At 29.9% G+C, this 25,056-nt stretch carries 21 protein-coding genes and 1 tRNA gene; 17 read left to right on the top strand and 5 right to left on the bottom strand.

What is annotated here, in order from left to right; genetic code table 11:
* Positions 1–141: 141 nt before the first annotated feature.
* Positions 142–226, bottom strand: a tRNA-Leu gene (locus KTF99_RS02300).
* Positions 227–799: 573 nt separating this feature from the next.
* Between KTF99_RS02300 and pepD the strand changes: the two genes are divergently transcribed.
* The 4 genes from pepD to KTF99_RS02280 all read left to right on the top strand — a co-directional run bounded on the left by pepD (position 800) and on the right by KTF99_RS02280 (position 6,015).
* Positions 800–2,239 carry a beta-Ala-His dipeptidase gene (pepD, locus tag KTF99_RS02295; RefSeq protein ID WP_009008735.1) on the top strand — a complete coding sequence of 480 codons (1,440 nt, stop codon included), beginning with the start codon at positions 800–802 and terminating at the stop codon, positions 2,237–2,239.
* Between the two features lie 108 nt (positions 2,240–2,347).
* On the top strand, positions 2,348–3,718 hold the full coding sequence (locus KTF99_RS02290; RefSeq protein ID WP_003538700.1) for an MATE family efflux transporter: 1,371 nt from the start codon (positions 2,348–2,350) through the stop codon (positions 3,716–3,718).
* Positions 3,719–5,037: 1,319 nt separating this feature from the next.
* A complete protein-coding gene (locus KTF99_RS02285; protein ID WP_008792158.1) occupies positions 5,038–5,325 on the top strand; it encodes a hypothetical protein in 288 nt (95 codons plus the stop codon).
* A 537-nt stretch (positions 5,326–5,862) separates the two neighbouring features.
* Positions 5,863–6,015 (top strand): hypothetical protein, encoded by a 153-nt coding sequence (locus KTF99_RS02280; RefSeq protein ID WP_003538698.1) that lies wholly within the window; start codon positions 5,863–5,865, stop codon positions 6,013–6,015.
* A 224-nt stretch (positions 6,016–6,239) separates the two neighbouring features.
* Here KTF99_RS02280 and KTF99_RS02275 read toward each other — a convergent pair whose 3' ends face one another.
* From KTF99_RS02275 to KTF99_RS02265, 3 genes are all read right to left on the bottom strand, one after another.
* Positions 6,240–6,860, bottom strand: a complete 621-nt coding sequence (locus KTF99_RS02275; RefSeq protein WP_009008737.1) for a hypothetical protein — start codon at positions 6,858–6,860, stop codon at positions 6,240–6,242.
* Positions 6,848–7,360: an NAD(P)H-dependent oxidoreductase gene (locus KTF99_RS02270; protein ID WP_008792155.1), complete on the bottom strand. Its 513-nt coding sequence runs from the start codon at positions 7,358–7,360 to the stop codon at positions 6,848–6,850. Before KTF99_RS02270 ends, KTF99_RS02275 begins: the two co-directional genes overlap by 13 nt.
* A gap of 838 nt (positions 7,361–8,198) precedes the next feature.
* Complete coding sequence (locus tag KTF99_RS02265) at positions 8,199–9,194, bottom strand: NADH:flavin oxidoreductase (protein ID WP_029481695.1); 996 nt, start codon at positions 9,192–9,194, stop codon at positions 8,199–8,201.
* A gap of 237 nt (positions 9,195–9,431) precedes the next feature.
* Here KTF99_RS02265 and KTF99_RS17500 point away from each other — a divergent pair, with 237 nt between their 5' ends.
* From KTF99_RS17500 to KTF99_RS02235, 6 genes are all read left to right on the top strand, one after another.
* Positions 9,432–9,545, top strand: coding sequence for a winged helix-turn-helix transcriptional regulator (locus KTF99_RS17500; RefSeq protein ID WP_224209066.1), 114 nt, complete (start codon positions 9,432–9,434; stop codon positions 9,543–9,545).
* Positions 9,546–10,071: 526 nt separating this feature from the next.
* On the top strand, positions 10,072–10,605 hold the full coding sequence (locus tag KTF99_RS02255; protein WP_003538694.1) for a GNAT family N-acetyltransferase: 534 nt from the start codon (positions 10,072–10,074) through the stop codon (positions 10,603–10,605).
* Between the two features lie 141 nt (positions 10,606–10,746).
* On the top strand, positions 10,747–11,358 hold the full coding sequence (locus tag KTF99_RS02250; protein WP_003538693.1) for a TetR/AcrR family transcriptional regulator: 612 nt from the start codon (positions 10,747–10,749) through the stop codon (positions 11,356–11,358).
* Positions 11,355–12,248: an ABC transporter ATP-binding protein gene (locus KTF99_RS02245; protein WP_003538691.1), complete on the top strand. Its 894-nt coding sequence runs from the start codon at positions 11,355–11,357 to the stop codon at positions 12,246–12,248. The genes KTF99_RS02250 and KTF99_RS02245 overlap by 4 nt, the downstream gene beginning before the upstream one ends.
* Entirely contained in the window at positions 12,238–13,038 is an 801-nt protein-coding gene (locus tag KTF99_RS02240; protein ID WP_009008741.1) for an ABC transporter permease subunit, read from the top strand. The genes KTF99_RS02245 and KTF99_RS02240 overlap by 11 nt, the downstream gene beginning before the upstream one ends.
* A 101-nt stretch (positions 13,039–13,139) precedes the next feature.
* Entirely contained in the window at positions 13,140–13,949 is an 810-nt protein-coding gene (locus KTF99_RS02235) for a MurR/RpiR family transcriptional regulator (RefSeq protein ID WP_003538688.1), read from the top strand.
* Positions 13,950–14,002: 53 nt separating this feature from the next.
* On the opposite strand, the gene KTF99_RS02230 is transcribed toward KTF99_RS02235, so the two are convergent.
* A complete protein-coding gene (locus tag KTF99_RS02230; protein ID WP_029481691.1) occupies positions 14,003–15,454 on the bottom strand; it encodes an alpha/beta hydrolase in 1,452 nt (483 codons plus the stop codon).
* 211 nt (positions 15,455–15,665) lie between these two features.
* Between KTF99_RS02230 and KTF99_RS02225 the strand changes: the two genes are divergently transcribed.
* From KTF99_RS02225 to KTF99_RS02195, 7 genes are all read left to right on the top strand, one after another.
* Positions 15,666–17,504: a putative bifunctional diguanylate cyclase/phosphodiesterase gene (locus tag KTF99_RS02225; RefSeq protein ID WP_009299556.1), complete on the top strand. Its 1,839-nt coding sequence runs from the start codon at positions 15,666–15,668 to the stop codon at positions 17,502–17,504.
* A 190-nt stretch (positions 17,505–17,694) separates the two neighbouring features.
* Positions 17,695–19,029 carry an FtsX-like permease family protein gene (locus tag KTF99_RS02220; protein WP_003538681.1) on the top strand — a complete coding sequence of 445 codons (1,335 nt, stop codon included), beginning with the start codon at positions 17,695–17,697 and terminating at the stop codon, positions 19,027–19,029.
* On the top strand, positions 19,001–20,383 hold the full coding sequence (locus tag KTF99_RS02215; RefSeq protein WP_009299557.1) for an ABC transporter ATP-binding protein: 1,383 nt from the start codon (positions 19,001–19,003) through the stop codon (positions 20,381–20,383). The genes KTF99_RS02220 and KTF99_RS02215 overlap by 29 nt, the downstream gene beginning before the upstream one ends.
* A 175-nt stretch (positions 20,384–20,558) precedes the next feature.
* Positions 20,559–20,939: a hypothetical protein gene (locus KTF99_RS02210; RefSeq protein ID WP_009008744.1), complete on the top strand. Its 381-nt coding sequence runs from the start codon at positions 20,559–20,561 to the stop codon at positions 20,937–20,939.
* A gap of 131 nt (positions 20,940–21,070) precedes the next feature.
* A complete protein-coding gene (locus KTF99_RS02205; RefSeq protein WP_003538675.1) occupies positions 21,071–22,489 on the top strand; it encodes an amidophosphoribosyltransferase in 1,419 nt (472 codons plus the stop codon).
* Between the two features lie 25 nt (positions 22,490–22,514).
* Positions 22,515–23,297, top strand: coding sequence for an AraC family transcriptional regulator (locus KTF99_RS02200; RefSeq protein ID WP_029481688.1), 783 nt, complete (start codon positions 22,515–22,517; stop codon positions 23,295–23,297).
* A 77-nt stretch (positions 23,298–23,374) separates the two neighbouring features.
* Complete coding sequence (locus KTF99_RS02195; RefSeq protein ID WP_009008745.1) at positions 23,375–25,018, top strand: glycoside hydrolase family 13 protein; 1,644 nt, start codon at positions 23,375–23,377, stop codon at positions 25,016–25,018.
* Positions 25,019–25,056: the final 38 nt, after the last annotated feature.

Below are 25,056 nucleotides of genomic sequence, written 5' to 3'. Positions count from 1 at the left end.
CTCGCTTTTCTTATATTCTATCAGATAGTAACCTAGAGTAAAAGTTTTTTCACTTTAGTGTGAGTTTAGCAGGGGGCTTTAGGCTATTAAATAAATACAAAAAAGTTTGTAGATAACAATCGACAAACTTTAAATTAATTATGGTACAGGAAATGGGACTTGAACCCACACGAGAAAATCTCACTAGAACCTGAAACTAGCGCGTCTGCCATTCCGCCACTCCTGCATTATTAATAAGTACAATAATTGTTGAGAAGATCTTGAGATAATTTGATTGCATGGAGGATAGTTAATATTGAGAAAAAAGAGTAAGCAAAAACATATGTTTTAAAAACAAAAACCATTACTAAACCAATGAATCCTTCTACAAGAAATATAATTAAATAAATGTAAGAGAGGCAGGTTATTAAAAATGGTTTGCTAATAGCAATGTTTTTTAACAAACTGAATTTTTTTAGTATTAGCAAGACAATATATAATCCATAGCTAGATATTGACCATAAAACTGTTCTAAAGATCAAATCAAAAAGAATTGTTTCTATTTTGAAAAAAGGATAGCACCAAATATAACCTAGACACATTATAATCAAATAAATACTGCTTAGTATTAATGCCTGTCTTTTCATTGGCTAGTCCTCCTAAAAGCTATACATGATTGTGATATTTAATGACAGGTTAATCTAAATTAAAATAATTATTAAAGTCCTTTAATAATATTATTATACATCATTTAATTTGATTTGTTAATTAGTTAAACATTTTGTTATAATAAAAATAGTGAAAATGGAGGTTAGGTATAATGGCTGTTTTAGACACAGAGATTTTAGTTAATTATTATTTTGAGGAAATTTGTAAAATTCCCCATGGCTCTTATAATGAAGAAAAGATTGCTGACTTTGTTGAAGCATTCGCGAAAGAAAAAGGTTTTAGATATCATCGGGATCACTTAAATAATATTGTTATTTACAAAGAAGCTAGTCAAGGATATGAAAATCATGAAACACTGATGTTGGAAGCACATATGGATATGGTCAATGAAAAGAATAAAGATAGTAATCATGATTTTGAACATGATCCATTAGATTTGTATCTTGAAGATGGCTATGTTAGTGCTAATGGGACGACATTAGGAGCAGATGATGGCTATGGAGTTGCTTATATGTTGGCAATCTTAAGTGATCCTAATGTTAAAAATCCACCTTTAGAGTGTGTTTTTACAGTTGCCGAAGAAGTTGGTCTTGATGGAGCGTTAGGTTTTGATGCAAGTTTATTAAAGGCGACAAGAATGATTGGGCTAGATAGTGAAAATGAAGGAGAAATTTGCACAACTTCATCAGGAGGCTGTGATGTAATGATTACTAAGGAATTATATTTTACTAGTAATGAAAATCCAACTTATACATTATTAATAAAAGGATTGTCAGGAGGACATTCTGGAGGTGAGATTCATCGCGGTAAAGGAAATGCCAATAAATTGGCTGCTCGAGTTATGTATGGTATGATCAAGGCAAATTTAGATATCCAGCTAGTGGATCTAAATGGTGGATTAAAAAATAATGCGATTCCCCGTGAATGTGCAATTGTTTTTGCTAGTACAAGTGATTTTAAGTTACTTCAGGAAGTGGCAGATGAGTATCAAGATTATTTTAGTGAAGAATTTGAAATTAGTGATCCTGGTGTTAAAGTTGAGTTATCATTAAATAATGATATTGCACAGCAAACGTTGAGTATAAAAGAATCAAAAGATATTATAAAATTAATGATGGCAGCTAAGAGTGGTTTTGTCGAACGTTCATTAGTGATTGAAGATTTGACAACGGTTTCATTAAATATGGGTGTAGTATCAATTAAAGATAAACAATTAAAAATAGATTATTTACTACGTTCACCAATGAAAAGCGCTGTGATGAACATGGTTGATGAATTAGATATTATTGCAGATGCCTTTGGTGGCACAATTACTCCAGCAAATTATTATCCTGGTTGGAATTACGACCAACATTCAAAATTACGTGATTTATTTAAAGCATTTTATTTTAAACGTACTGGAGCAGAAGTAAAAGAAGTAGCTACTCATGGTGGACTAGAAACGGGAATCTTTAAAGGGAAGATGCCAGCGCTAGATATTATTACGATGGGTCCTAATATGGCAGACATCCACACTCCAGATGAACGTATGGAAGTTGCATCATTTGTAAATTGTTACGAAATATTAAAAGATTTTATTGCGACATTATAAACCAAGTGTTAACTTGGTTTTTTCATTCTTTGAAAAGGGATATTGTTGAAAAGTGGCGATAATAGGAATACAATAATATGAGTTATAATATATAAAAGAGGGAAAATTATGTTTAAAATGAAAGTTGATTTAACCAAAGATCCAATTTTAAAATCATTGTTGATCTTTGCGTTTCCATTATTTGTGGCTAATGTTTTTCAACAACTTTACAATACTATGGATACGATGATCGTAGGAAACTTTTTAGGGGATACATCATTGGCGGCAATTGGAGCATGTGGTGCTATTTATGAATTATTAGTTGGTTTTGCTTTAGGGGTAGGAAATGGATTAAGTATTGTTACAGCACGAAGTTTTGGTGCTAAAGATGAGAACTTGTTAAAAAAATCAGTTGCGGGATCAATCGTAATAGGAATCTTGTTAACTATTATTTTAATGCTTTTTTCACAGTTTTGTTTATATCCGCTATTAGAATTATTAAATACACCAGCAAATATAATTAATGAGGCATATGATTATATTTTTATGATTACTATTTTTGTTGGGGTAATGTTTGCTTATAATTTGTGTGCTGGATTATTGCGAGCAATTGGCAATAGTGTAATGCCGCTTGTTTTTTTACTTATTTCTTCAGTCTTGAATGTAGGATTAGATTTATTATTTATTACTCAATTTAATATGGGAATTCAAGGTGCTGCTATTGCAACTGTTATTGCTCAAGGAGTTTCGGCAATTCTTTGTTTTTATTATATTTATAAAAAATGTCCTATTTTGCTTCCTCACAAAGAGCATTTTAAAATTAGCAGGGAACTATATCAAGAATTGGCAGGGCAAGGTTTTTCGATGGGATTAATGATGTCGATTGTTTCTACAGGAACTGTTATTTTGCAAACCGCCATCAACAAATTTGGTTATTTAATTATTGCTGGACATGTTACTGCTCGTAAATTAAATAGTTTTTGTATGATGCCTGCAGCAACATTGGGTCTAGCCCTATCTACTTTTGTTTCACAAAATAAAGGGGCAAATCAAGGATTGCGAATTCGACAAGGGGTCCGTTATGCTAATTTAATTGCAGTAGGGTGGAGTGTTATTGCAACAGTTGTATTATTCTTTATTGCCCCAACTCTAGTTCAATTATTGTCAGGGTCAAGTAGTGCAGTAGTAATTGATAATGGTTCATTATATTTAATGCTAAATGCTCCATTTTATTGTATGTTAGGAATCTTATTGAATCTTAGAAATTCTTTACAGGGATTGGGGCGTAAGATTATTCCTTTAGTTTCAAGCATAATTGAATTTATTGGGAAAATAGTATTTGTTTGGCTGTTTATTCCATTGTTAGGATATTTTGGGGTGATTATTTGTGAACCGGTAATTTGGTGTTGTATGTGTTTACAGTTAGCTTATTCTTTTTATCGGGATCCATACATTAAAGAATATAGAAATATTAAGAAAGAGGCTGTAACGGGTAAATAATTATGTTGTGGTTTTGTCTTGTGCAAAAAGCACTCTATGATGAACGCTTTTTTCAGACTTTTGACAAAGTGATACTCCAAAACGAGTATCGCTTTTTTTATATTGACTAACTTATAGAAAAATAGCGTTTTTGGATTACATACAGTGTTGTTCCCCTATCTTGCTATTATTTTTAGAATGTGATACGCAAAAATCATTAGTCCTTGATGCTGATTCTCCTTAAGCCCTTTTTACTCTTGTATATCTCAAATTGTGATGTTTTTTGCAATTCTATGGATTTAATTTGTATTTCCTATATCCTAACTTATTTGTAGCGCTGTATTCTAAAATCTTTATGTTGGGACATACATATTCATATTTTTTAATGTAGCTTTTTTTGTGATTGATCTTTTATATGGTGCATACATCTTTTGTTTGTTTTCTAATATCGTCTTACAAATTGTCAGTGTGATATATTCTGGATTTAAACATATATTTTTTGTCCTATCTTTATATTCTTCATTTAGTAACGCATACGTTGGAAAAACGATACACTGTTATGCACGTTGCCTGTGACGCAATAGTTTAATCCAACCAATCTGTTTTTATCACAAAATGTTTGATGGGAATATACTATTCATATAGATATGCCGGGAAACCGTAACAGCTGTTTCAAAATAGATCCTGATGTAACATTTATGCATATAAAATACGATTACTATAAGCATACAAATGTATTTAAATCTGAATATAATATCCAATTTGGGATAAGTGATGGAATTATAAGAATTATATATATCAGCGTAACGGTAATGATTTAAAAACATATATACCATCGATGAAAAATATGAAGCAATCTATGGAAAGCTTCCTAAAAGAACACCAGCAGGTGTAAAATTAGAGATATAAATTTTTTCAAAAATAAGGTAATTCTTTTAAAATGCGTCAAAAAACAGTAAATTAATGAGGAAAAGACAGAGTAAAAAGGCTAAAATTTTATCATTTATTTTAATTTACAAAAAAAAGAACTGTAATACTCTAAAATAGCTAAAAAACTACACAATCATTACAGGCGCTTTTTATCATATGTTTTTTTATAAAAAATAACAATTCAATGCAATTAATTTTAGATAATTCCTTTGAATTAAAATGTTGTCATCTTAATTTGATGGTATTGGTAAAATTATTTTCTTTATATATTTCTTAATTCTATTTTGATAATTTTGTTTTGAATATCAAACAAAATCTTATTATATAAATTTACAACTTATTGAATATTAGTATAATTAAAGTATAAAGACATTTTCGTTGCACTGCTATTGCAAGGAGGTATGATGTTTATGAATGATACCATAAAAACAATTAATCACAAGATACAAGAAATGTCTTTTGAAGATTTAAGATTGATTTGCACAAAACATAGTATTGATATTTCAGATGGAAATCTCAATGCAATTTTGTCACTCATAAAAAATAATCCATCAACTATTATGTTTGCTGACTATCATCCAATTATCTATATTCAGATTTTGAATAAATTAGATGATAATATTTTAAATATATTCAAGCCTCTAATAGAGAAGGATTATTTAATGCATGATATCAAAAAGTTGTGTAAAATCAATTAAGGATTTATCATTTTGACGAAGAATGTCTTTAGGTATGATAATAAATGATATATAATTTAATGCATATGACAATTTTAAAAATGTTGCAGTTTGACATTGTTTGAAATCATCAGATTCAGACTAATTTGACTATCATCGATATGGAATACTAAGATAGAACTGAATAGTATAAAATAGTAGTTATCATTCCATATATTATATTAATCTAGCTTACAGATAAAGAAAAAATATTATGATTGTTATATCTGCTGCAAAAGCATCTTTAAAATTTGCTAACATTTTTATAATATAAAATTTCTCTTTAGATAAACAAAACTAAAGAGATTTTTTGTTTTAATATTCTAAAAGCAGTAAATAAATACATATTTTGATAGAATACAGTTGGCGGTAATATAATGTATGCAGCTGATTATTTATTAAAAAAGGATTGTAGCAATATGAGTTTTGTAGGCATACATAATACAAAAAAACAATATAGAGGATTGTATAGGATTAATACTTACTGCAAATATAAGCTATATTGAGTTCTTTTCTTTAATGCATAAAGCTATTAAAAAGAATATTACTGAGTATAATGATGGAATATATAATTTTATTGTTGATTTAATAGATGAAAATAATGATTATTTTGTACAAAAAGTTCAAATAGATGCTAAGGATGATGCTCCGAGATTTTCAAATAAAGATTAGCTAATAGAAAATGGGACTAAAATTCTAAAACAGAAGATATTGAAATTAGTTGGGCTGTTTGGACTTGATGTAAAATATAATCTAGTTGGGCTCTCGATAAACACTCTAAACTTCTATCCAAAAACACAATATATGAATAATTGCTAGTATAAAAGAACATGGAGCGCAGCTTCATCAAAACTAACTACATTTAAAATCATAAGAGCTCCTTTTTGATATAGCTGTTAAACTAAGGTATTGTCATCCTCTATACTCATTGTATCCATTTGTTCTTTTGTGATACCATTTCTGTTTCCATATTCAATCCAATATTTTGTTGATGCTTTAATAAATAATTTTGGGGTGAGCGGCATTGTTATATGGAGTGTTTTATAGTTTTTTGATAGGATTGAATTTGCTAATTTCTTTACTTTTCTTGTTACAAATATTTTGAAAGGGGTTTTTAGGATTGCTTCTCCACTACCAATTTTTAAAACAGATCCAAACTCACAATTTGTTTTCTTACAAAACAGCTCTATCATTTTAACTGCTAAATCATTTTGTGTATATTCTAAAAATCCACAATTTATTATTACTGAAATTACTGGTTTTTTATCTGGTAAGTTGTTTTCAAGACTTTTAAGAAAATTTAAAAGTGTAGCAGGAATCCCGTCAGCATATAATGGAAAAACCAGTAACATATCGGAGAAATCATTCATTTTAGAACATAATTTATCATGATTTTGCTTTGTTATATTGTAATATTCAATGTCTTTATTATATTTTTTTGAAAAAATGTCTGCATAACATTTAGAATTTGATTTAGGTGCTCGCGGACTTCCGTTTAATATCACTATTCGCTCCATTTTATCATCTCCGTTTTCACAGTTTTTTCTAGGTTTTGTTCATTTGTAAATAATATTTTATAGTGTTTAAAATTCATGTTTTTAGCATTTCTTTCAACCAGAGCTTTAAATATCTCTTTTTCTTCAGTGCCTATTTCTCCATAGGCAATAATTGTAGCATTTTTCAATTCTACACTTCTTTGAACATGATGTGTTTCTCCGTTTAGTATTCTAATAAATGCCTTTTGAATCGGAATTGCACGTTCAAGCATTGTCTTCATAGGGGTATCATAACCACCATATAATATTTTACTGATATAAATTAAATTATCACTCTTGGCAATGTACGGATATACTTTTGTTGCATCGTCACGTATAACACATTTCCCCGGTGTCTTAGTCCAACAGCCAAAGCATCCAGTGCAGTTAGCTATATTTAATGATGATAGATCTATAAATTTTGTATTAGAATGATCTGATACGTCAAGATTTAGATATTTATCACTTAATATTAATTTCATTTTTACCTCCTTTTAAAAAATACTATAGCAATTGATAAAAATATATCCCATTATATTATTATGTCCCAAATATACTGAATAATTTTCCAAAATTAAAATAGTAAACTTACATTACAATTTAAACTTTTTCAGTACTTATTATAGCATGGTATTTATTTCTTGTCTTTTTTGATTATTTAGAAATTATATAGTGAAAATAATATCAAAAAATCGTAATTATAGCGATAGTGGTAACATTACTCTTTGAGATAATTATAGAAAAAATAACTACCTTACTCACAAAAGAAAAAGATAGTTATTATATTAATCCCAAAATCCAAGAAATAATTGTTTATCAGCTGTATCGCTATTCATATACACTGTAATCTATATTTTAAATAAGATTAAATATCAAAATATATACTTAAAAATACATTATTTTTATTATCTTATAAATCTTATGGCATGTGATTTCAAACAAGTAATCAATTCCCCGTTATATTCAAAGCCCCATATAAAAGGTATGTATTTTCTCCTTTATAATTTTTCTAATATATTAATGAATAATGTTTTTCTTAGGTACATACAAATTTATCTGTTTTTAATTGTAATAAATTTTATAATTTCAAAATATATTTTAAATTAATAATAAATATGATATGGTAAAGAAGAATTACCATCTTAAAAATGGTTTTAAATATAAGTTTTAGGCAATTTTTCCTAACTTCTTGGAAACTTTTCTTACTTTCTTTTTAAATTTTTTAGAGGTCATTGCCGCATTTCCGGAGATAGTATTCATCTCCGGATTTATTGTATCGTAATTCAACAAATACTTGTATTATAGATACCAGTATTTGCATTATTTTTGTTCCATTGCATTTTTTGCCCAACTATCATCTTTTAGAATAGCTCTACCAACACCAATTAAATCTGCTTTGTTTAATTGCAGTAGTTTTTCAGCATCCATGGCATTAGTTATTCCACCTGTCAAAATAACTGGAATAGAAACTTTTTCCATAATATGCTCTGTCATATCTGAAAAATATCCTGGCTCTTTATTCCATGGAATCATATAGCGATTTATTCCACCAGTTATATCAAGGATATCTACACCATAACTTTCAAGCATTTGAGAGGCTTTAATGGAATCTTTAATTGTTGAGCCGCCAGCCATATAATCACACCCACCTAAGCGTAAAGCAATTGGGAAGTCTTCTCCAACTTCACTTCGAACTGCTTCAATAACTTCCTTATGAATTCTCAATCGACCTTCAAGTGTTGTACCTGTATATTCATCTGTTCTATGATTGGTTATTGGCGAATAGAATTGATTTAAAAGATATGCATGTGCAGAATGAATTTCTACCCCATCAAAACCTGCTAACTTTACGCGTCTGGCTGCATCAGCAAATCTTTTTACTATATATTGAATCTGTTCTTTACTCAATTCTTCTGGTATTTCGATATTGGATTCTTTCATTGTTATTGGTATTGTATTACTTGCACTAACAGTAGGTAATCCTGTTCCTCTTGCCATTGAACCGGCATGATTTATTTGAGCAAACGCCTTGCTTCCATTGTTATGAATTATATTTACCAATTGCTTTAATCCTTTTATATCGCTATCCTTTGCTACTGACATTTGTTTAGGATTGGCCATTCCTTGAATATCAATGTAACTGTGTTCAGTAATGACTAATCCAATATATCCACCTTTTGTTTTCTTATCATAATAATCAAGAATTCTTTGACTTACTTCACCATCATCAGCACTTGATGTTGCCATTGGGGGCATTACTAATCTGTTTTTTAACGTCAATCCGTTGATTGAAATTGATTTATCTAAATTTCTCATCATCATTACTCCTTTTTTCTTTTTATTAAGTGTAATATAGCACTACCTTAACAAAAATAACAGTATGCACTTTTAGGTAAGATACTATCTAAAAGGAGAGTTTAAAATGGAAGAAAAAATAAGTATAGATGTAAACAAATGGAGCAGTTAATTCAAAACCATCTTGAATATACAATGTCAATTATAGGTGGCAAATAGAAGATGAATATTTTATTTTAGCTTTGGAAAACTGAATTAATGCGATATAGTGAATTAAAACGTCCATTAGGGACTATATCACACAAAATGTTAAGTACACAATTAAAAGAACTCGAGGCTGATTATTTCATTATAAGAAAAGAATATCCTTAAATTTCTCCAAAAGTAGAATACTATCTTTCAAAGCGGGGGAGTCTTTAATGCCTGTTTTGCAGGAAATATGATATTGGGGTGATATGTATATAAATGATTTAATAAATAAGTATTTTAAATAGCTAAAAACTGGACTCTTTGTTAGAATACTTTTGAGGTAAATCTATATGATAGCTAGCAGTTCTATTAAGAAAGGAAAGTGATATGAGCTTTGTAGGCATGAAGGGCTGATTGCTTTTTTTCATTTAACTGGTACAGTTTTTATTCTAGTATCACATTTCTTGAAAACCAACATAGAAAGTATCGAAAAGAGAAATAATTATTTATAATAGTTAAAAATAAAGATATTTACATTACATTTATGAATATCCAAAAACAGTTGAAATAAAAAAGAGGTATAACCCCTCTAGAATAAATTTATTCTATTTAGTTACAGCCTATTTTTATATTATTAATAATATAAAAATAAGAATTAAGCAGCTTAAAGTAAAATAGATGGTATTATATAAGTAAAAGGGGTGAAAATATGGAAATAATTAAGTTAACATCTAATTTAACCTATTATCGTCAGCAGGCAGCTACATTATTGATTGAAGCATTTCCATATGCATATAAAGATTGTGCCGAGCTAGAAATAACAAAATGTTTATCAACAAATAGAATAATGCTGGGGGCAGTTGAAAATGATATATTGATGGGGTTGGTTGGGGCTATTCCCCAGTATGGAATCACTGCTTGGGAATTGCATCCTTTGGCGGTTTCTAAAAAGTGGCAAGGTCAAGGTATTGGTACAAAGCTTTGTACAGCATTAGAAAATGAGCTTAAGAATTGTGGCTGCTGTACCATTTATTTAGGCAGTGATGATGAATTTGATAAAACAACATTGGCTAATACTAATTTATTTGATGATCTATATTCAAAGATAAAAAATATTAGGAATCTTGAACGACATCCCTATGAGTTTTATCAAAAGATAGGATATCAAATAGTTGGGGTGATTCCTGATGCCAATGGTTTAGGAAAACCAGATATTTGGTTAGCTAAGAGTTTAGTAAGATAGGATGATGAAAAGATCAAAATATTTCATTTTGGTCTTTATTTTTTGGACTATTAAGATTGCATAAAGATTGATACGAGGGGTTGTTGAAACGAGTCAATTTGCTATAATTTAATTAATCAAGTCAGTCAAAGGGGTGATAAAATGAACCAAAAATTCTTTGAATTAAACGAAGAAAAAAGACTGGCCATTATTAATGCAGGGTTAGAAGTATTTAGTAAAAATGATTATAAACATGCATTAACCGATGATATTGCAGCCAAAGCGGGAATATCAAAGGGACTATTGTTTTATTATTTTCACAATAAACTAGAGTTGTATCAGTACTTAGCACAATATAGCGCTAGACTAGTGATGAAGTTATTTGAAAAAATGAATATTATAGATGGTAAAGATTTTTTTGATGCAATTAAATTAGCAGTGTTAGGCAAAATGGAAATGATGTCTAAATATCCATATATTTATGGCTTTTCACTGCGCTATTACCAAAATCGTAAGGAAATAGTAGGAAATAGTTATGAACAATTATATGCAGAGGTAATAGCATCATATAATTTAATTAAACGTGCTGATATTAGTAAGTTTAAAGCAGGAGTTGATCCTGAAGAAGTTTGGAACATAATTTATTGGATGTCGCAAGGATATATGGATAGATATCAGGATTTAGAAAATGTTAATATGAAAGAGATTCAAGATGAGTATTTTAGATATTTGGATATTATAAAAGAGAATTTCTATCGGGAGGAATTTATATGAGTGTTGTTGAGATTAATGGTTTAACAAAAGATTATGGTAATGATAAAGGAATATTTGATGTCTCTTTTAAAATCGAAAAAGGTGAAGTTTTTGGCTTTTTAGGACCTAATGGTGCTGGAAAAACTACAACAATTAGACATTTGTTAGGGTTTATTATTCCTAAAGAAGGAACCTGTTTAATTGAAGGGATGGATTGTAGTAAGAAAATTGCAGAGATTCAAAAGAAGATTGGTTATATTCCAGGAGAAATTAATTTAATGGAGGAGGTTACTGGAATTCAGTTTATTAAATTTATGGCTGAGTATCGGGGAATGAAGGATTTGGGGCGTGCTGAAGAAATAATTGAACGCTTTGATCTTGATCCTCATGTAAAAATCAAAAAGATGTCAAAAGGGATGAAACAAAAGATAGGTTTGGTAGTAGCTTTTATGCATGATCCAGCTGTTTTTATTTTAGATGAACCAACTAGTGGACTTGATCCTTTAATGCAAAGTGAGTTTATTAATTTAATTATTGAAGAAAAGAAGCGTGGTAAGACTATTTTGATGTCCTCACATATGTTTGAAGAAGTAGAGAAAACATGTGATCGGGTAGGAATTATTCGTCAAGGACGAATGGTGAGTATTGAGGATATTGACACATTAAAGAAATCGAAACAAAAGATATATATAATAACATTTAAAAATCATCAAGATGCTTACAAATTTCAAAAAGAATCTTTTACAATTAGAAATGCTGATGATAATGTTGTTGAGGTTGTAATAAAGCATGAAATTAATGAATTGATCAGTTGTTTAAATAACTACGAATTAATGAATTTTGATATTGCACACCAAAGTTTAGAAGAAATTTTTATGCAATTTTATGGAGGAAATCAACATGTTCAATAAAGCGTTATTTAAATTAGAATGGAAATCTAATTATAAGATACTAGTTATTTTTTGTTTGATTTTGACAATGTATACAACGATCATGTTAGCAATGTATGATCCTAAGCTAGGAACAGCGCTAGAAACATTTGCTAAAAGTATGCCTGAAATAATGGCAATGGTAGGAATGAGTGGTACCCCGACAACACTGATTGATTTTCTCTCTACTTATTTATATGGTTTAATCATGATTGTTTTTCCTTTGATTTTTGGAATTTTACTAGCATTACGTTTAGTTGTTCGAAAAGTTGATAATGGTGTGATGAGTTATTTATTATGTAGTGGCGTTGAACGTAGATCTGTGTGGTTTACACAAATGCTGGTTATCATAACAAACTTATTTGTTTTAATTGCTTTTTGTACAGGTTTAGGGCTTGGATGTAGTGCTTTGATGTTTCCTGGTGATTTGGATATTGGAGCTTATTTGGTTTTAAATTTAGGAGTTTTCATTTTACAGTTAACATTAACAGGAATTTGTTATATGTGTTCTTGTATTTTTAATGAGTACCGCTTAGCATCGTTATTTGGAGCGGGAATCCCGATAGTTTTTATTATGATTCAAATGCTTTCGAATATGCAAGGAAGTATGGAAGGACTTAAATTTGCAACATTATTAACTTTATTTGATCCTCAAAAATTGATTAACGGTAATAATGAAGGTTATTTAATGTTAGGAGGATTACTTGTAGTAATGATTGTTTGTTATGGGGTAGGTGGAATAATTTTTGACCGTAAAAGTATGTCTTTATAAAAATAACCGGTCCCGGTTATTTTTATGTGTCTAGACATTTAAAGAGAATTCCTTTTAATTAAGATATTTAATTGATATAATATAAAAAATGGAGGGAATTTATGAAGAGACACGAGCAGTTGGGATTTAATTTTTTTAGATATTGTAATGAAAATCTTTCTAATACTAATGAATACAATATTGCTAGAATTATCATTGAACATATTGGTGATATTAAAACCGTTTCATTAGAGCAGATTGCTCAAGAAGCAAATATTTCTATTGCATCGGTTAGTCGCTTTGTTCAAAAGATAGGATACAGTTCTTTCCAGGATTTTAAAGATGGTTTAGACTATTTTATTCGTAATTTAAATATGGTAAGAACGGTATCTAATATGCAGCAGTTTATGCGTACATCATTGGATAATTTAGCTGATTCTTTATATGTTGAAGCTATCAGCAATCTTCGTCAGACAAAACTTAATTTGGACATGGAAAAACTTGTTGCTATAACCAAATTATTGCTTAATAGCCGTAGTGTTACATTTATTGGTGATACTCATGAAATGATTGACTTTTATACTGTGCAGTTAGATTTGGTGGCGAATGAAGTTCCTGCATATTTATTTGATTTACAGGAATTTCAAGATATTCATAGTGATTTTTTTAAAGATGGAGATACTTTGGTTTTGTTAAATGTGTCCAATGATTTTTATAGTGAAATTCAAAAACGAGTAGTAGAGAAAGCTAGTCAGAAGAATTTAAAACTTGTTGTTTTTGCTCAAGATGATTTAGCTGAGCAGAAAATATTTGATTATATTTATCAATATGGCATTCCTAAATCAATTAATGATGGCTATTATTCGTTATTTTATTTAAGTCAAATTATTTCTGAATTAATTTATAAAGTACGAGTAATAAAAAAATCGTAAGTTTGATATCTTCTTTGTTAAGAGATATCATGAACTTACGATTTTTATTGTATTTAGTAATGTTTTTTTATAACTACACCAGTTGTCACTGAGATGATGATAAATAATCCAGCAACAGCAAGATTTAAATCGTCACCTGTTTTAGGTGCAGTAGTAGTATTTGTTGATGAAGCAGGTGTTTCTGGTTTAATAACAGGAGTTTCACTAGGCGTTTCTATCTTAACATCTTTAGTCCACAAGTGATCTTTTACAAAGTTAGTGAACGATTCACGCCAAACGTACCAGTCATGAGCACCATTTAAAATTTCTAATTTGTAATTGGTTAGATTTAATGTATTTAGCTTATCTACGAATCCAGTTGTAGTACGATCGCTCGCAGTATTATAACTATCATTCATTAAGGCCATATCGATGCAGCCAGCAGTAATATATAAGTTTGGTTGATCAAGATGTGCAACTTTACTTACATCAACTGGAACATTAGCTCCTGAAAAGCAGCCAAAATATCCAAATTGATCAGGATGGGTCTGGTATAAAGTCGTAGTTGTCATAGATCCCATTGATAATCCACAAAATGCCCGATCGTTTACTTCTTTTGATACATTGTAATGTGTTTCGATATAAGGCAAAATATTATTAAATAGGTTATTAATAATACGATCATAGTCCCAATTGAAGTATGTATTATCCATTGTAACAACAATTGCTTCTTTAGTTAAACTATCAGCAATTAAATTATCCATGATATTTGGAACTGCACCAATAGTCATCCATTCTACCTCGTTACCCCCGCCACCGTGAGAAACATAGATTGTTTTATATGTTTTATTAGCATCATAACCATTCGGTAGATAGATTCCTAAAGGTTGAGTAGTTCCATCTTCAGCTAAATAATTGACAAATGAGTAAGTACCTGTTTTACCATCGGTACGAGGGTTGATATATTCTTGTCCTTTAGTCTCACCATTACCTACATAAAATAGGCTACATCCAGCATCTGAACCATCATTAGCAAGTGCGGGATTAGCAGGATCTTTGACATTAGTTTCACTACTGCCATCTGAATATTCAATATTGAAAGCATAAAAGTATTCATTTGCAGGTAAAGGGATCGTTACCTCAAAGATTTCATCTTCAATTTCAGTCATTGAATAATTTGCGGCATCACCATTAAGATTGTACCCTCCAGCGAACATTCCATCTTGATATTGATAAGCATTATAACATGGGATATTAGCCCCGTCACCAGTATTTGCAAATGACTGTACTTCTTCGGGTTTATAAAATTGGAAACCACCGCTTACGCTAACATTTGTTGCATCACGCGCATCTTTATCTTTGTAAATGAAGGTTGCTGTATAGTCTGCTTCCCATTCTGGATTAGTATTTTTCTCTACCGTCACACCGGGTGTGTATGTTTGTTGTGCTGATAAAGGGGTGGCAACTATTCCTAGCATCATTGTAAGTGCTAATGATGATGTTGCGATTAAGTTTCTTGTTTTCATGATATTCTCCATTCAATCATATTTTGCAACTAGTTGTTTTAAACATATATGTTAATTGTATTATAAAAGTAAAAATTTGATATTTAAATCTTTTCTTGTGTAAATCACTTGATAAAAATGTAAGCGTTTTACAAAAAATGTAAAAATGAGGGCATTTGCTTGTTTTATCCTAATGATTAGCATATCATTAAGGTGATAGGGTGTGATAGAGATGAGACTAAAGAGATTGGGGTTACCCGCTTTTTTATTAACATTAATACTATTATGCTCAATATCAGTTCACACTTTATATAAAATTCGTGATTATGGGACATTGATTAATTATGTTGGGATTGTTCGTGGTGCGAGCCAGCGTTTGGTCAAATTAGAATTAACTGATCAGCCAAATGACGAATTAAAAGATTATATTGATGAGATTCTTACAGAGTTAGATACGGGAGTTGGTAAATATAGTCTAATTAATCTTGATGATGAAGATTACCGGACAGATTTAAATAAATTAAAAAATATTTGGGAAGCAATCCAAATGGATATAGTTCTAGTACGCGAAGGAAATGGTCATGAGAAACTGCTTAGTGATAGTGAAGATTTATTTGAGATAGCAAACGATACTGTCTTTGCAGTTGACTATTATACTACGACACAAAGTAATTATCTATTAATGATGTTGATGATTTTATCAGGAATTTCATTAGTGACATGGTCTATAATAATTATTTTTTATTTACGAAGCATGATAACATTGCAACGCAAAAATAATACTTTGAGTATCGTAGCTTACCGTGATAACTTGACCGGGGTAAATAATCGACTTAAATTTGTTTTAGAGGCAAGAAATATTATTAAGAAAACAAAAGGTCAATTTGCTTTTTTGTATATTGATATAGAGCATTTTAAGTATATTAATGATGTCTTTGGATATCAATTTGGTGATAAAATATTAAAAAAGTATGCAGCTGTATTAGCAAATAGTATTGATAAAAATGAAACTTTTGCTCGAAATAATGCTGATAGTTTTATTATATTGCGTCATTATGAGAGTAAAGAAATGTTAAAACAAAAACAAATAGAAATTGATCAAATTTTGATTGATTATGTAAAGAAAGCAAAGAATGGTTATCAAATCAGGCTTTGTTGTGGTATTTGCTGTTATGAAGATGTTATTGAAAAACTTACTATCGATGAGTACATTGATCGTGCTATTTTTGCTCAAGATACTATAAAAAGAACTTCTGAAGAACACTATGCTTTTTATACTGAAGCAATTAGAAATAAATTGCATATGGATAAAATGATTGAAAATAGGATGCAAACAGCTTTAGACAATCAAGAATTTCTTGTATATTTGCAACCTAAAGTCAATATTAAAACTGGTAAAATCGCATGTGCAGAAGCATTAGTTCGCTGGAAGAGTGAAGATAGATTGATTTATCCCGATCTGTTCATCCCTATTTTTGAAAAAAATATGCATATTAAGGAGATAGATAAATATGTATATCGTGAAGTTTGTAGCTGGATTAGAAAACGAATTGATGAAGAGTTACCATGTTATCCTGTTTCGGTTAATGTATCTAAAGTGCAGTTTTACAATTCTAAATTTGTGAATGAGTATTACCAAATAAAACAAGAATTTGGTATTCCCGATCGAATGATTGAGATAGAATTCACTGAAAGTGTTGCTTTTGAAAGAACAGATTTACTAATTAAAATTATTAATGATTTAAGAAATTATGGTTTTATTTGTTCTATGGATGATTTTGGAAAAGCGTATTCTTCATTAAATTTATTGAAAGATCTACCAATAGATGTTTTAAAGTTGGATAGTGCTTTTTTTGAAGATTCAGATAATCCGGATAAAGTTAAATTAATTATTAAAGATATTATTAAGATGGTCAATAATTTAGGAATTAAAACGGTTGCTGAAGGTGTAGAACAAGTTTCGCAGGTAGAATTTTTGCGTGAAGTAGGATGTGATTTGGTTCAGGGATATGTGTACTATAAACCAATGCCTATAAATGAATATGAAAAATTGATTGATAAAAATAGTTAGCCCATATGAATGATATGTATCATTTGTAGGGGCTGTTTTATTAAAAGATGAATTTAATTACTTTTTTTACATATGATTAATATAAATAATAGTTATTCACTTAAAAATAATTATAATAATATTTGTAATTTAAAAAATGTAAGCGTATACTTAAAGTAGATAAAGAATTTAGTGAAGGGAGGATTTGGAAATGATTACATTTATTAAAAAAATTATTTCCGGGCAGAAAAAACTGTATTTAGGGATATTAGCAGTTTTATCACTGTTATCATCATTCGAATTCATTTCGGTTGTGATGTATTCAACTAGTAATATTGAAGTGGATTTTGCAAATGGCTATATTCTGCAGTTAGTCACGGGAATTGTAATCATGATTGCATTTGCATTGACCTTGTTTGTGAATAATTACATTATTAATAATAAAAACGAGGAGTTTTCATTATTACTGCTTTGTGGTCGAAATATGAAGCAGATAATTCGCTATATTTTAATTCAATTTGGATTGCTATTTCTAATTTCCTATGCGCTTGGATTTTTAATTGGCTGGGGTTGGGTTTATATGTATAGTGCTATTTATGATGCTGTGATTACAGTTGACCTAACGAATATTTTAATTATTTATGGCGCTTTATTCTTAACAAAAATGATCTATGTGGTCGTTATTGATATGGGAAAATTTATGAGGATCAAAACTGATATTGCTGGCTATATGAATCATGTGCCACGAAAAACAACTAATTTTAATCCATTTAAATTAATGTCAAGTGGTTTAGCTTTAAAGGGGGAAAAGCCAAAAACTATTGATATGCTTCCAAAAGGAAAAATATTATCAACAATACTAGGAATATTACTAATATATATAGGTTTTACGCCAATGTTAAGATCAATTGAAAATAATAATTTACCTACTTATTTTGCTTTTTCATTATTAGGTGAGGTCCTCATCATTGATAATACATTTCCTTTATTATTTGACTTATTGCATAATAAAGTCTTACTAAAATCAAAGAACTGGATCATATCACTTAGTAATCTAAAAGATCTTACTGACGTAATGACAGCAATGATCAATATTTCAGCTGTTGTTGTACCAATAATTATTAGTTTCTTATTCTTGCAGTCAGTTTCGATTGACGTGCAAAATGCAATGATGATGAGTTTTTTTGCATTAATGGCGTCAATGTTCCTTTGTTTTATTATTCGCTTTATGATCTATTTGCCAACCCGAGCTTCAGTAATTGCAACAATGCGGGCTTTAGGTTACAACAAAAAAAGTATTTTTAAGATTCATTACCAAGAGATGATGCTGTTTATTATTTTAATTGTGATATTCCCAATTGTTATGTATGGATCCTTATTATATCAAAGTTATTTAGTTAATATGATTACTTACAATACTTTTATCACAATGATTGCAATTTATATTATTTTATATACATTTATGTCAATATATATGATCGTCAGTTATCGTAAATTAATCAAGGAGGTGTACGATGATGTCAGATATCTTAATCACGGCGAATAATATTAGTAAAATATATGATCAGGATATTTTATTAAAACGTGGCGCTAATTTTTATGCATTGCGAAATGTCGATTTCATCTTAGAGGAAGGGGATTTTATTAGTGTTATGGGGCCAAGTGGTTCCGGAAAATCAACATTATTAAATTGTTTATCAACATTAGATGAAGTAAGTAGTGGAGCAGTTAAAATATTTAATCGTTTTGTCGGTGAGATGAATGATGCTGAACTAAGTGACTATCGTAATCGATATTTGGGATTCATTTTTCAAAATCACAATTTAGTTCCATCATTATCTGTTTTTGACAATATTGCTACACCTTTGATTTTAAATGAAGTTTCTCCACAAGAAATTAAGGAACGCGTTAATGAGATTGGTGAACGCTTAAATATTAGCCATACTCTATATAAAAAGCCAAATGAATGTTCTGGTGGAGAACGGCAGCGTGTTGCTATTGCTAGAGCAATAGTAACGAAGCCAAAAATTGTTGTTTGTGATGAACCAACAGGGAATCTGGATTCTAAAAATTCACATGAAGTACTAGAAATCTTAAGAGAACTGAATCAACAAGGAACCTCAATTATCTTAGTAACTCATGATAATATGATTGCCAGTTATGCAAAGAAATTTCTTTATTTACGTGATGGACAAATTATTAATCGGATTGATTGTCAAAATGGCAGTCAAGTTGATTTTTTTAATGAGATTGTTAAGATAACAACACAGGATAGTTTATTAAAATTGTTTAATCCTCAAAATAATCTTAAAAAGGAATCTAAAAAAGAATTTCAAGAGAGGGAAATAAAAAATTCTGTTGGTGAAAAAACAGAAGATAGGAAGAATGAAAATACTACCAGTCAAGTAAAAGTTGAGACGTTTGAGCCCAAAAAATCTACTACTGCACGATTGATTGTTTATGCAATTTTTGATGGATTGGAATATGATGAAGCGTCTGCATTACGTAATCGTGTTTTAAATTTCGATAAGGATGCTGTCAGGTTCAATAATACTAATTATGAGGAGATTGAAATTCCTTACGGTGAAATTAAGAGTACAAAAATCTCAATGTGTTCAAGATCAATAATTTCATGGCCGATGCCAGAATTTAGATTTTATCTTGATCTAGATATAATTACTAAAGATAATAATATATGTCGCTTTGAAGTGTTAAATCAAAGAAATGCATTAAGTTTATTTGATACATTGGAGAATCATCAAATTGTAATGGAGGATCCTTATGGAATTGTAACATTGTATCGTAGTAAGCCGGATGATTTAGTACGTCATCGCTACCTTTTATATAATTTCAAAAAAATTGCTAAAGAATATAATCTTGATAACCCAAGAAATTTATAAAGGCAGTCAGCAGCTAATAAAATAAGATTAAAAAAATATTGAATTGATAGGATAGAAATATATTTGATACTAGGTATACTCTTATACCTAGTTTTTTTATGATTATTATCTAACTAATGGGGTATAATAAGATATAATTTTCATATAATTTAGTATTAGTGAAGGAGGAATTTAGTTGCCAGAACATAAGCTAATTTCTTTGTGCTTAGAAACCTCAGATAGAATAGTCGTGAATGTAACGTTGTTGAAAGAAGCATCTCATTATAAAATGAGGACAGAGTATTTAAAAGAAGATGATAAAATCAAAGAAACTAATGATGAAGTAGCAAGAAATCTTGTTTATCAGCTTTTTGGTAATCTAGAAATAGCTGATTTTGAAGGGTTAAATGATCTAGAAACTAATTCTATTGGTAGTTTAAAAGTCTATTATGGTAGTCATGATTATTTGGAAAGACATTTTGACCAAGAAACTTTAAAGAAGTCAAATGAGTTAAAAGAAGTAATTATTTCTTTATTAGAATTTGTAGATAATAGTATTGATAAGCAAATGTTTTGATATTTTACCTGTTATTATAACAGGTTTTTCTTTATTTCCTGGGCAATATTTTAGCGAAAATAAGATTAAATATAGGAAATTTGTTACAAATAAGATACAATGGGTGTATAAAGTTTGGAGGATAGATATAAATGAGTGGATTTTTTGGTGTTGCATCAAAAGAAAGTTGCGTTTTAGATTTGTTTTTTGGGATTGATTATCATTCCCATTTAGGAACAAGACGAGGAGGAATGGCAGTTCATGGAAATAATGGTTTTCAAAGATCGATTCATAACATTCAAAACTCGCCGTTTCGAACTAAATTTGAAAAAGATATAGAAGAATTTGAAGGAAACTTAGGAATTGGTTGTATTTCTGATAATGAAGCACAACCGTTGTTGGTTAGATCCCACGTAGGATCTTTTGCCATTACAACAGTAGGTAGAATTAATAACTTGGAAGAGTTAAAAGATGATTGTTTTGCTAAAGGGGCAACTCATTTCTTGGAAATGAGTTCGGGTGAAGTCAATCCTACAGAATTAGTAGCGGCATTGATTAGTCAAAAGGATAGTATCGTAGAAGGAATTAAATATGTTCAAGACGTTGTTAAAGGCTCAATGAGTATTATGATATTAACATCTGAAGGAATTTATGCTTCACGTGATAAATTAGGAAGAACACCAGTGATTATTGGGGAAAAACCAGAAGGATATTGTGCGACATTTGAAAGTAGTGCATTTTTAAATTTAGGATATCATCATTATCGTGATCTTGGACCAGGGGAAATTGTTTTCATGACACCAAGTAAAATTGAAGTTAAACAAGGTCCTGGAGATAAAATGAAAATTTGTTCATTCTTATGGGTTTATTATGGATATCCAACATCAACTTATGAAGGAATCAATGTTGAGTGTATGCGTAATCGTTGTGGTAATTTATTAGCAAAACGTGATGATGTACAGCCAGATAGCGTTGCTGGGGTACCGGATTCAGGAATTGCCCATGCAGTAGGTTATTCAAATGTTTCAGGTATTCCCTTTGCTCGTCCATTTATCAAATATACACCGACTTGGCCACGGTCATTTATGCCATCTAGTCAAAGTCAAAGAAATATGATTGCTAAGATGAAATTAATTCCGGTTAAAGAATTAATTAAAAATAAAAGTTTATTATTGATTGATGATTCAATTGTTCGGGGAACACAATTAGGTGAAACAACAGAATTTTTATATGAAAGTGGGGCTAAAGAAGTTCATGTTCGTCCTGCCTGTCCCCCAATCATGTTCGGGTGTAAATATTTAAATTTTTCACGCTCTAGTTCAGAATTAGATTTAGTGACTCGTCGTGTTATCCAAAAACTAGAAGGTGATAATGTTAGTGATGAGATTTTAAAAGAATACGCTGACCCAGATAGTGAAAGATATAAAAATATGTGTGAGGAAATTCGTCGCCGCTCTAAATTTACATCATTGCGTTATCATCGTTTAGATGACATGATCGAATCAATCGGTTTAGATAAATGTAAATTATGTACATATTGTTGGGATGGGAAAGAAGATGAGGATTGCTAAGCAATCCTTTTTGTGAGGCATGATAATGCAGCATTTATATGAAGTTGTTGAAACTAGCTTTAAATATCCTATTAAGATTTGGAATCATCAGTTTAATCGCAGTAAAGTAATGAAACCGCATTGGCATGACGAAATAGAGTTAATTTATTGTAATCAAGGTTCTTTTGAACTATCAGTGAATGGGGAAAAGAAGTTTGTTAATACTAAGCAGTTAGTATTGATTAATAGTAATAGTATTCATAGATTAAGATTTTTAGAGGATCAAACGAAAATAATAACATTACTTTTATCAACTGAGTTATTTGATGAATTTAAACTGGTACAATGTGAATTTGATTTATCTTTAATAAAGGATCAAGAGCAATTAGAACAGCTAATTATTTATTTAGGTGATCATCTTGATCAAGAAACTTTAGTTATACATAATCGAATGATGCAAATATATGAGCTGCTGGAAGAATGTAGTGTTTATAAGTTGGCAATCACAAAAAAGAAACTACCGATAATTAAACAAATCGTCACTTATATTGAACAGCATTATGATGATGAATTGAATTTGACGATTTTAGCTAATCATTTTCATTTTAGTGAGGTTTATTTATCAAGAATGTTTAAGGAAAAGACGGGGATTACATTATTATCTTATATTAATAAAATTCGTTTAAATCATGCTTATAATGATTTGATGAATACTAGTCTCACAATTAATGAAATTGCATTAAATCATGGGTTTAAAAATGTGAAAGCATTTAATAAAATATTTAAAGAATATTATCACGATATTCCTTCAAAATATCGAAAAGGTTAAAATTTTGCCTATTATAGTATAAAAGGGCCAAGATTTTGACTTTTTGTTATGTTTAAATATAAAAGAGGTGAAGGATAATGCAAAAAAGTTGGTGGCAGGAGGCTGCTGTTTATCAGATTTATCCGCGGAGTTTTCAAGATAGTAATAACGATGGGATTGGAGACTTGCAGGGAATTATCAGTCGTTTAGATTATATTAAAAATTTAGGGGTTGATGTTATTTGGTTATGTCCAGTATATCAATCACCAAATTATGATAATGGTTATGATATTAGTGATTATCAGGATATTATGGCTGATTTTGGAACAATGGCTGATTTTGAAGAATTATTGAAACAAGCACATCAAAAAGGTTTAAAAATTATTATGGATCTAGTTGTAAATCATACTTCATTTAAGCATCGCTGGTTTGTTGAAAGCCGTAAATCTAAAGATAATGAGTATCGTGATTATTATATTTGGCGTGAGGGGAAAAATGATCAACCGCCTAATCTTCAGCAATCGGTTTTTGAGGGATCGGCCTGGCAATATGATGAAGATACAGAAATGTATTATTTACATTTATATACAAAGGAACAACCTGATTTGAATTGGGAAAATGAAAAAGTTAGAAATGAAGTATATAAAATGATGGAGTGGTGGCTAGATAAAGGTATCGATGGTTTTAGGATGGATGTTATTAACCAAATATCTAAAGATTTTGAAAAAATGGATAAAGCCATTATTAATGATCCGCATATGTATGAAATTATTTCTAATGGACCACGAGTACATGAATTTCTTCAAGAGATGCATGATCGTGTTTTAGCTAAATATGATACGATGACAGTGGGAGAAACAGCTGATGTCAGTGTAGAAGATGCTCTATTATATGCAGGGTTTGATCGTCGTGAATTGAAGATGATTTTTCAGTTTGAACATATGTCGTTAGATAAAGGACCAAATTTAACTTATCAGCGTCCTAAATTAGCAGATTTAAAAGTAGTTTTTGAACGGTGGCAAACAGGTTTGAATGGTAAAGCATGGAATGCTTTATATTGGGATAATCATGACCGCCCACGTGCAGTTTCTAAATATGGTGATGATTCAACCCCTTTTTATCTTGAAAAATCTGCGAAAATGCTAGCATTATTCATGTTTTGGATGCAAGGAACACCATATATTTATCAAGGTGAAGAGATTGGAATGACAAATGCATATTATCAATCAATGACACAGTATCGCGATGTTGATGCATTAAATAAGTATGAAGTTTTTAAACAGAATTATGATGAAGAAACGATCATTGCTTATTTTGGTAAACGTTCCCGTGATAATGCTCGGATGCCAATACCGTGGGATAACAGTAGGTTTGGAGGTTTTAGTATTGTTCAGCCGTGGCTCGCTCCAAGTCAAAAATATACAAATATTACAGTTGAAAACGCTTTAAAAGACCCTAACTCGGTATATTATTTTTATCGTGATCTACTGCGATTAAGAAAAGAATATGAGGTATTGATCTATGGTGACTATCAGCAGCTTTTAAAAGAACATCTCCAAGTTTATGCTTATCGAAGAACATTAAACGAACAACAGGTTATAGTTATTTGTAATTATAGTAAAGATGAAGTGGAAATAGATTTAGAATTTATTCAAGGAACTTTGCTGATTAGTAATTATGAAGATGATTTAAAACAAATATTAAGAAGCTATGAAGCAAAAGCTTATTTGGCAGGGAAGTAAACTTCCCTTTTTTACTTGCTTAAATTTTTGAATAATCA

The organism is Erysipelatoclostridium sp. MSK.7.34 (assembly GCF_019041935.1).
Lineage (GTDB): Bacteria > Bacillota_I > Bacilli_A > Erysipelotrichales > Coprobacillaceae > Thomasclavelia > Thomasclavelia ramosa.
This window is presented reverse-complemented; position numbering and strand designations above follow the sequence as displayed.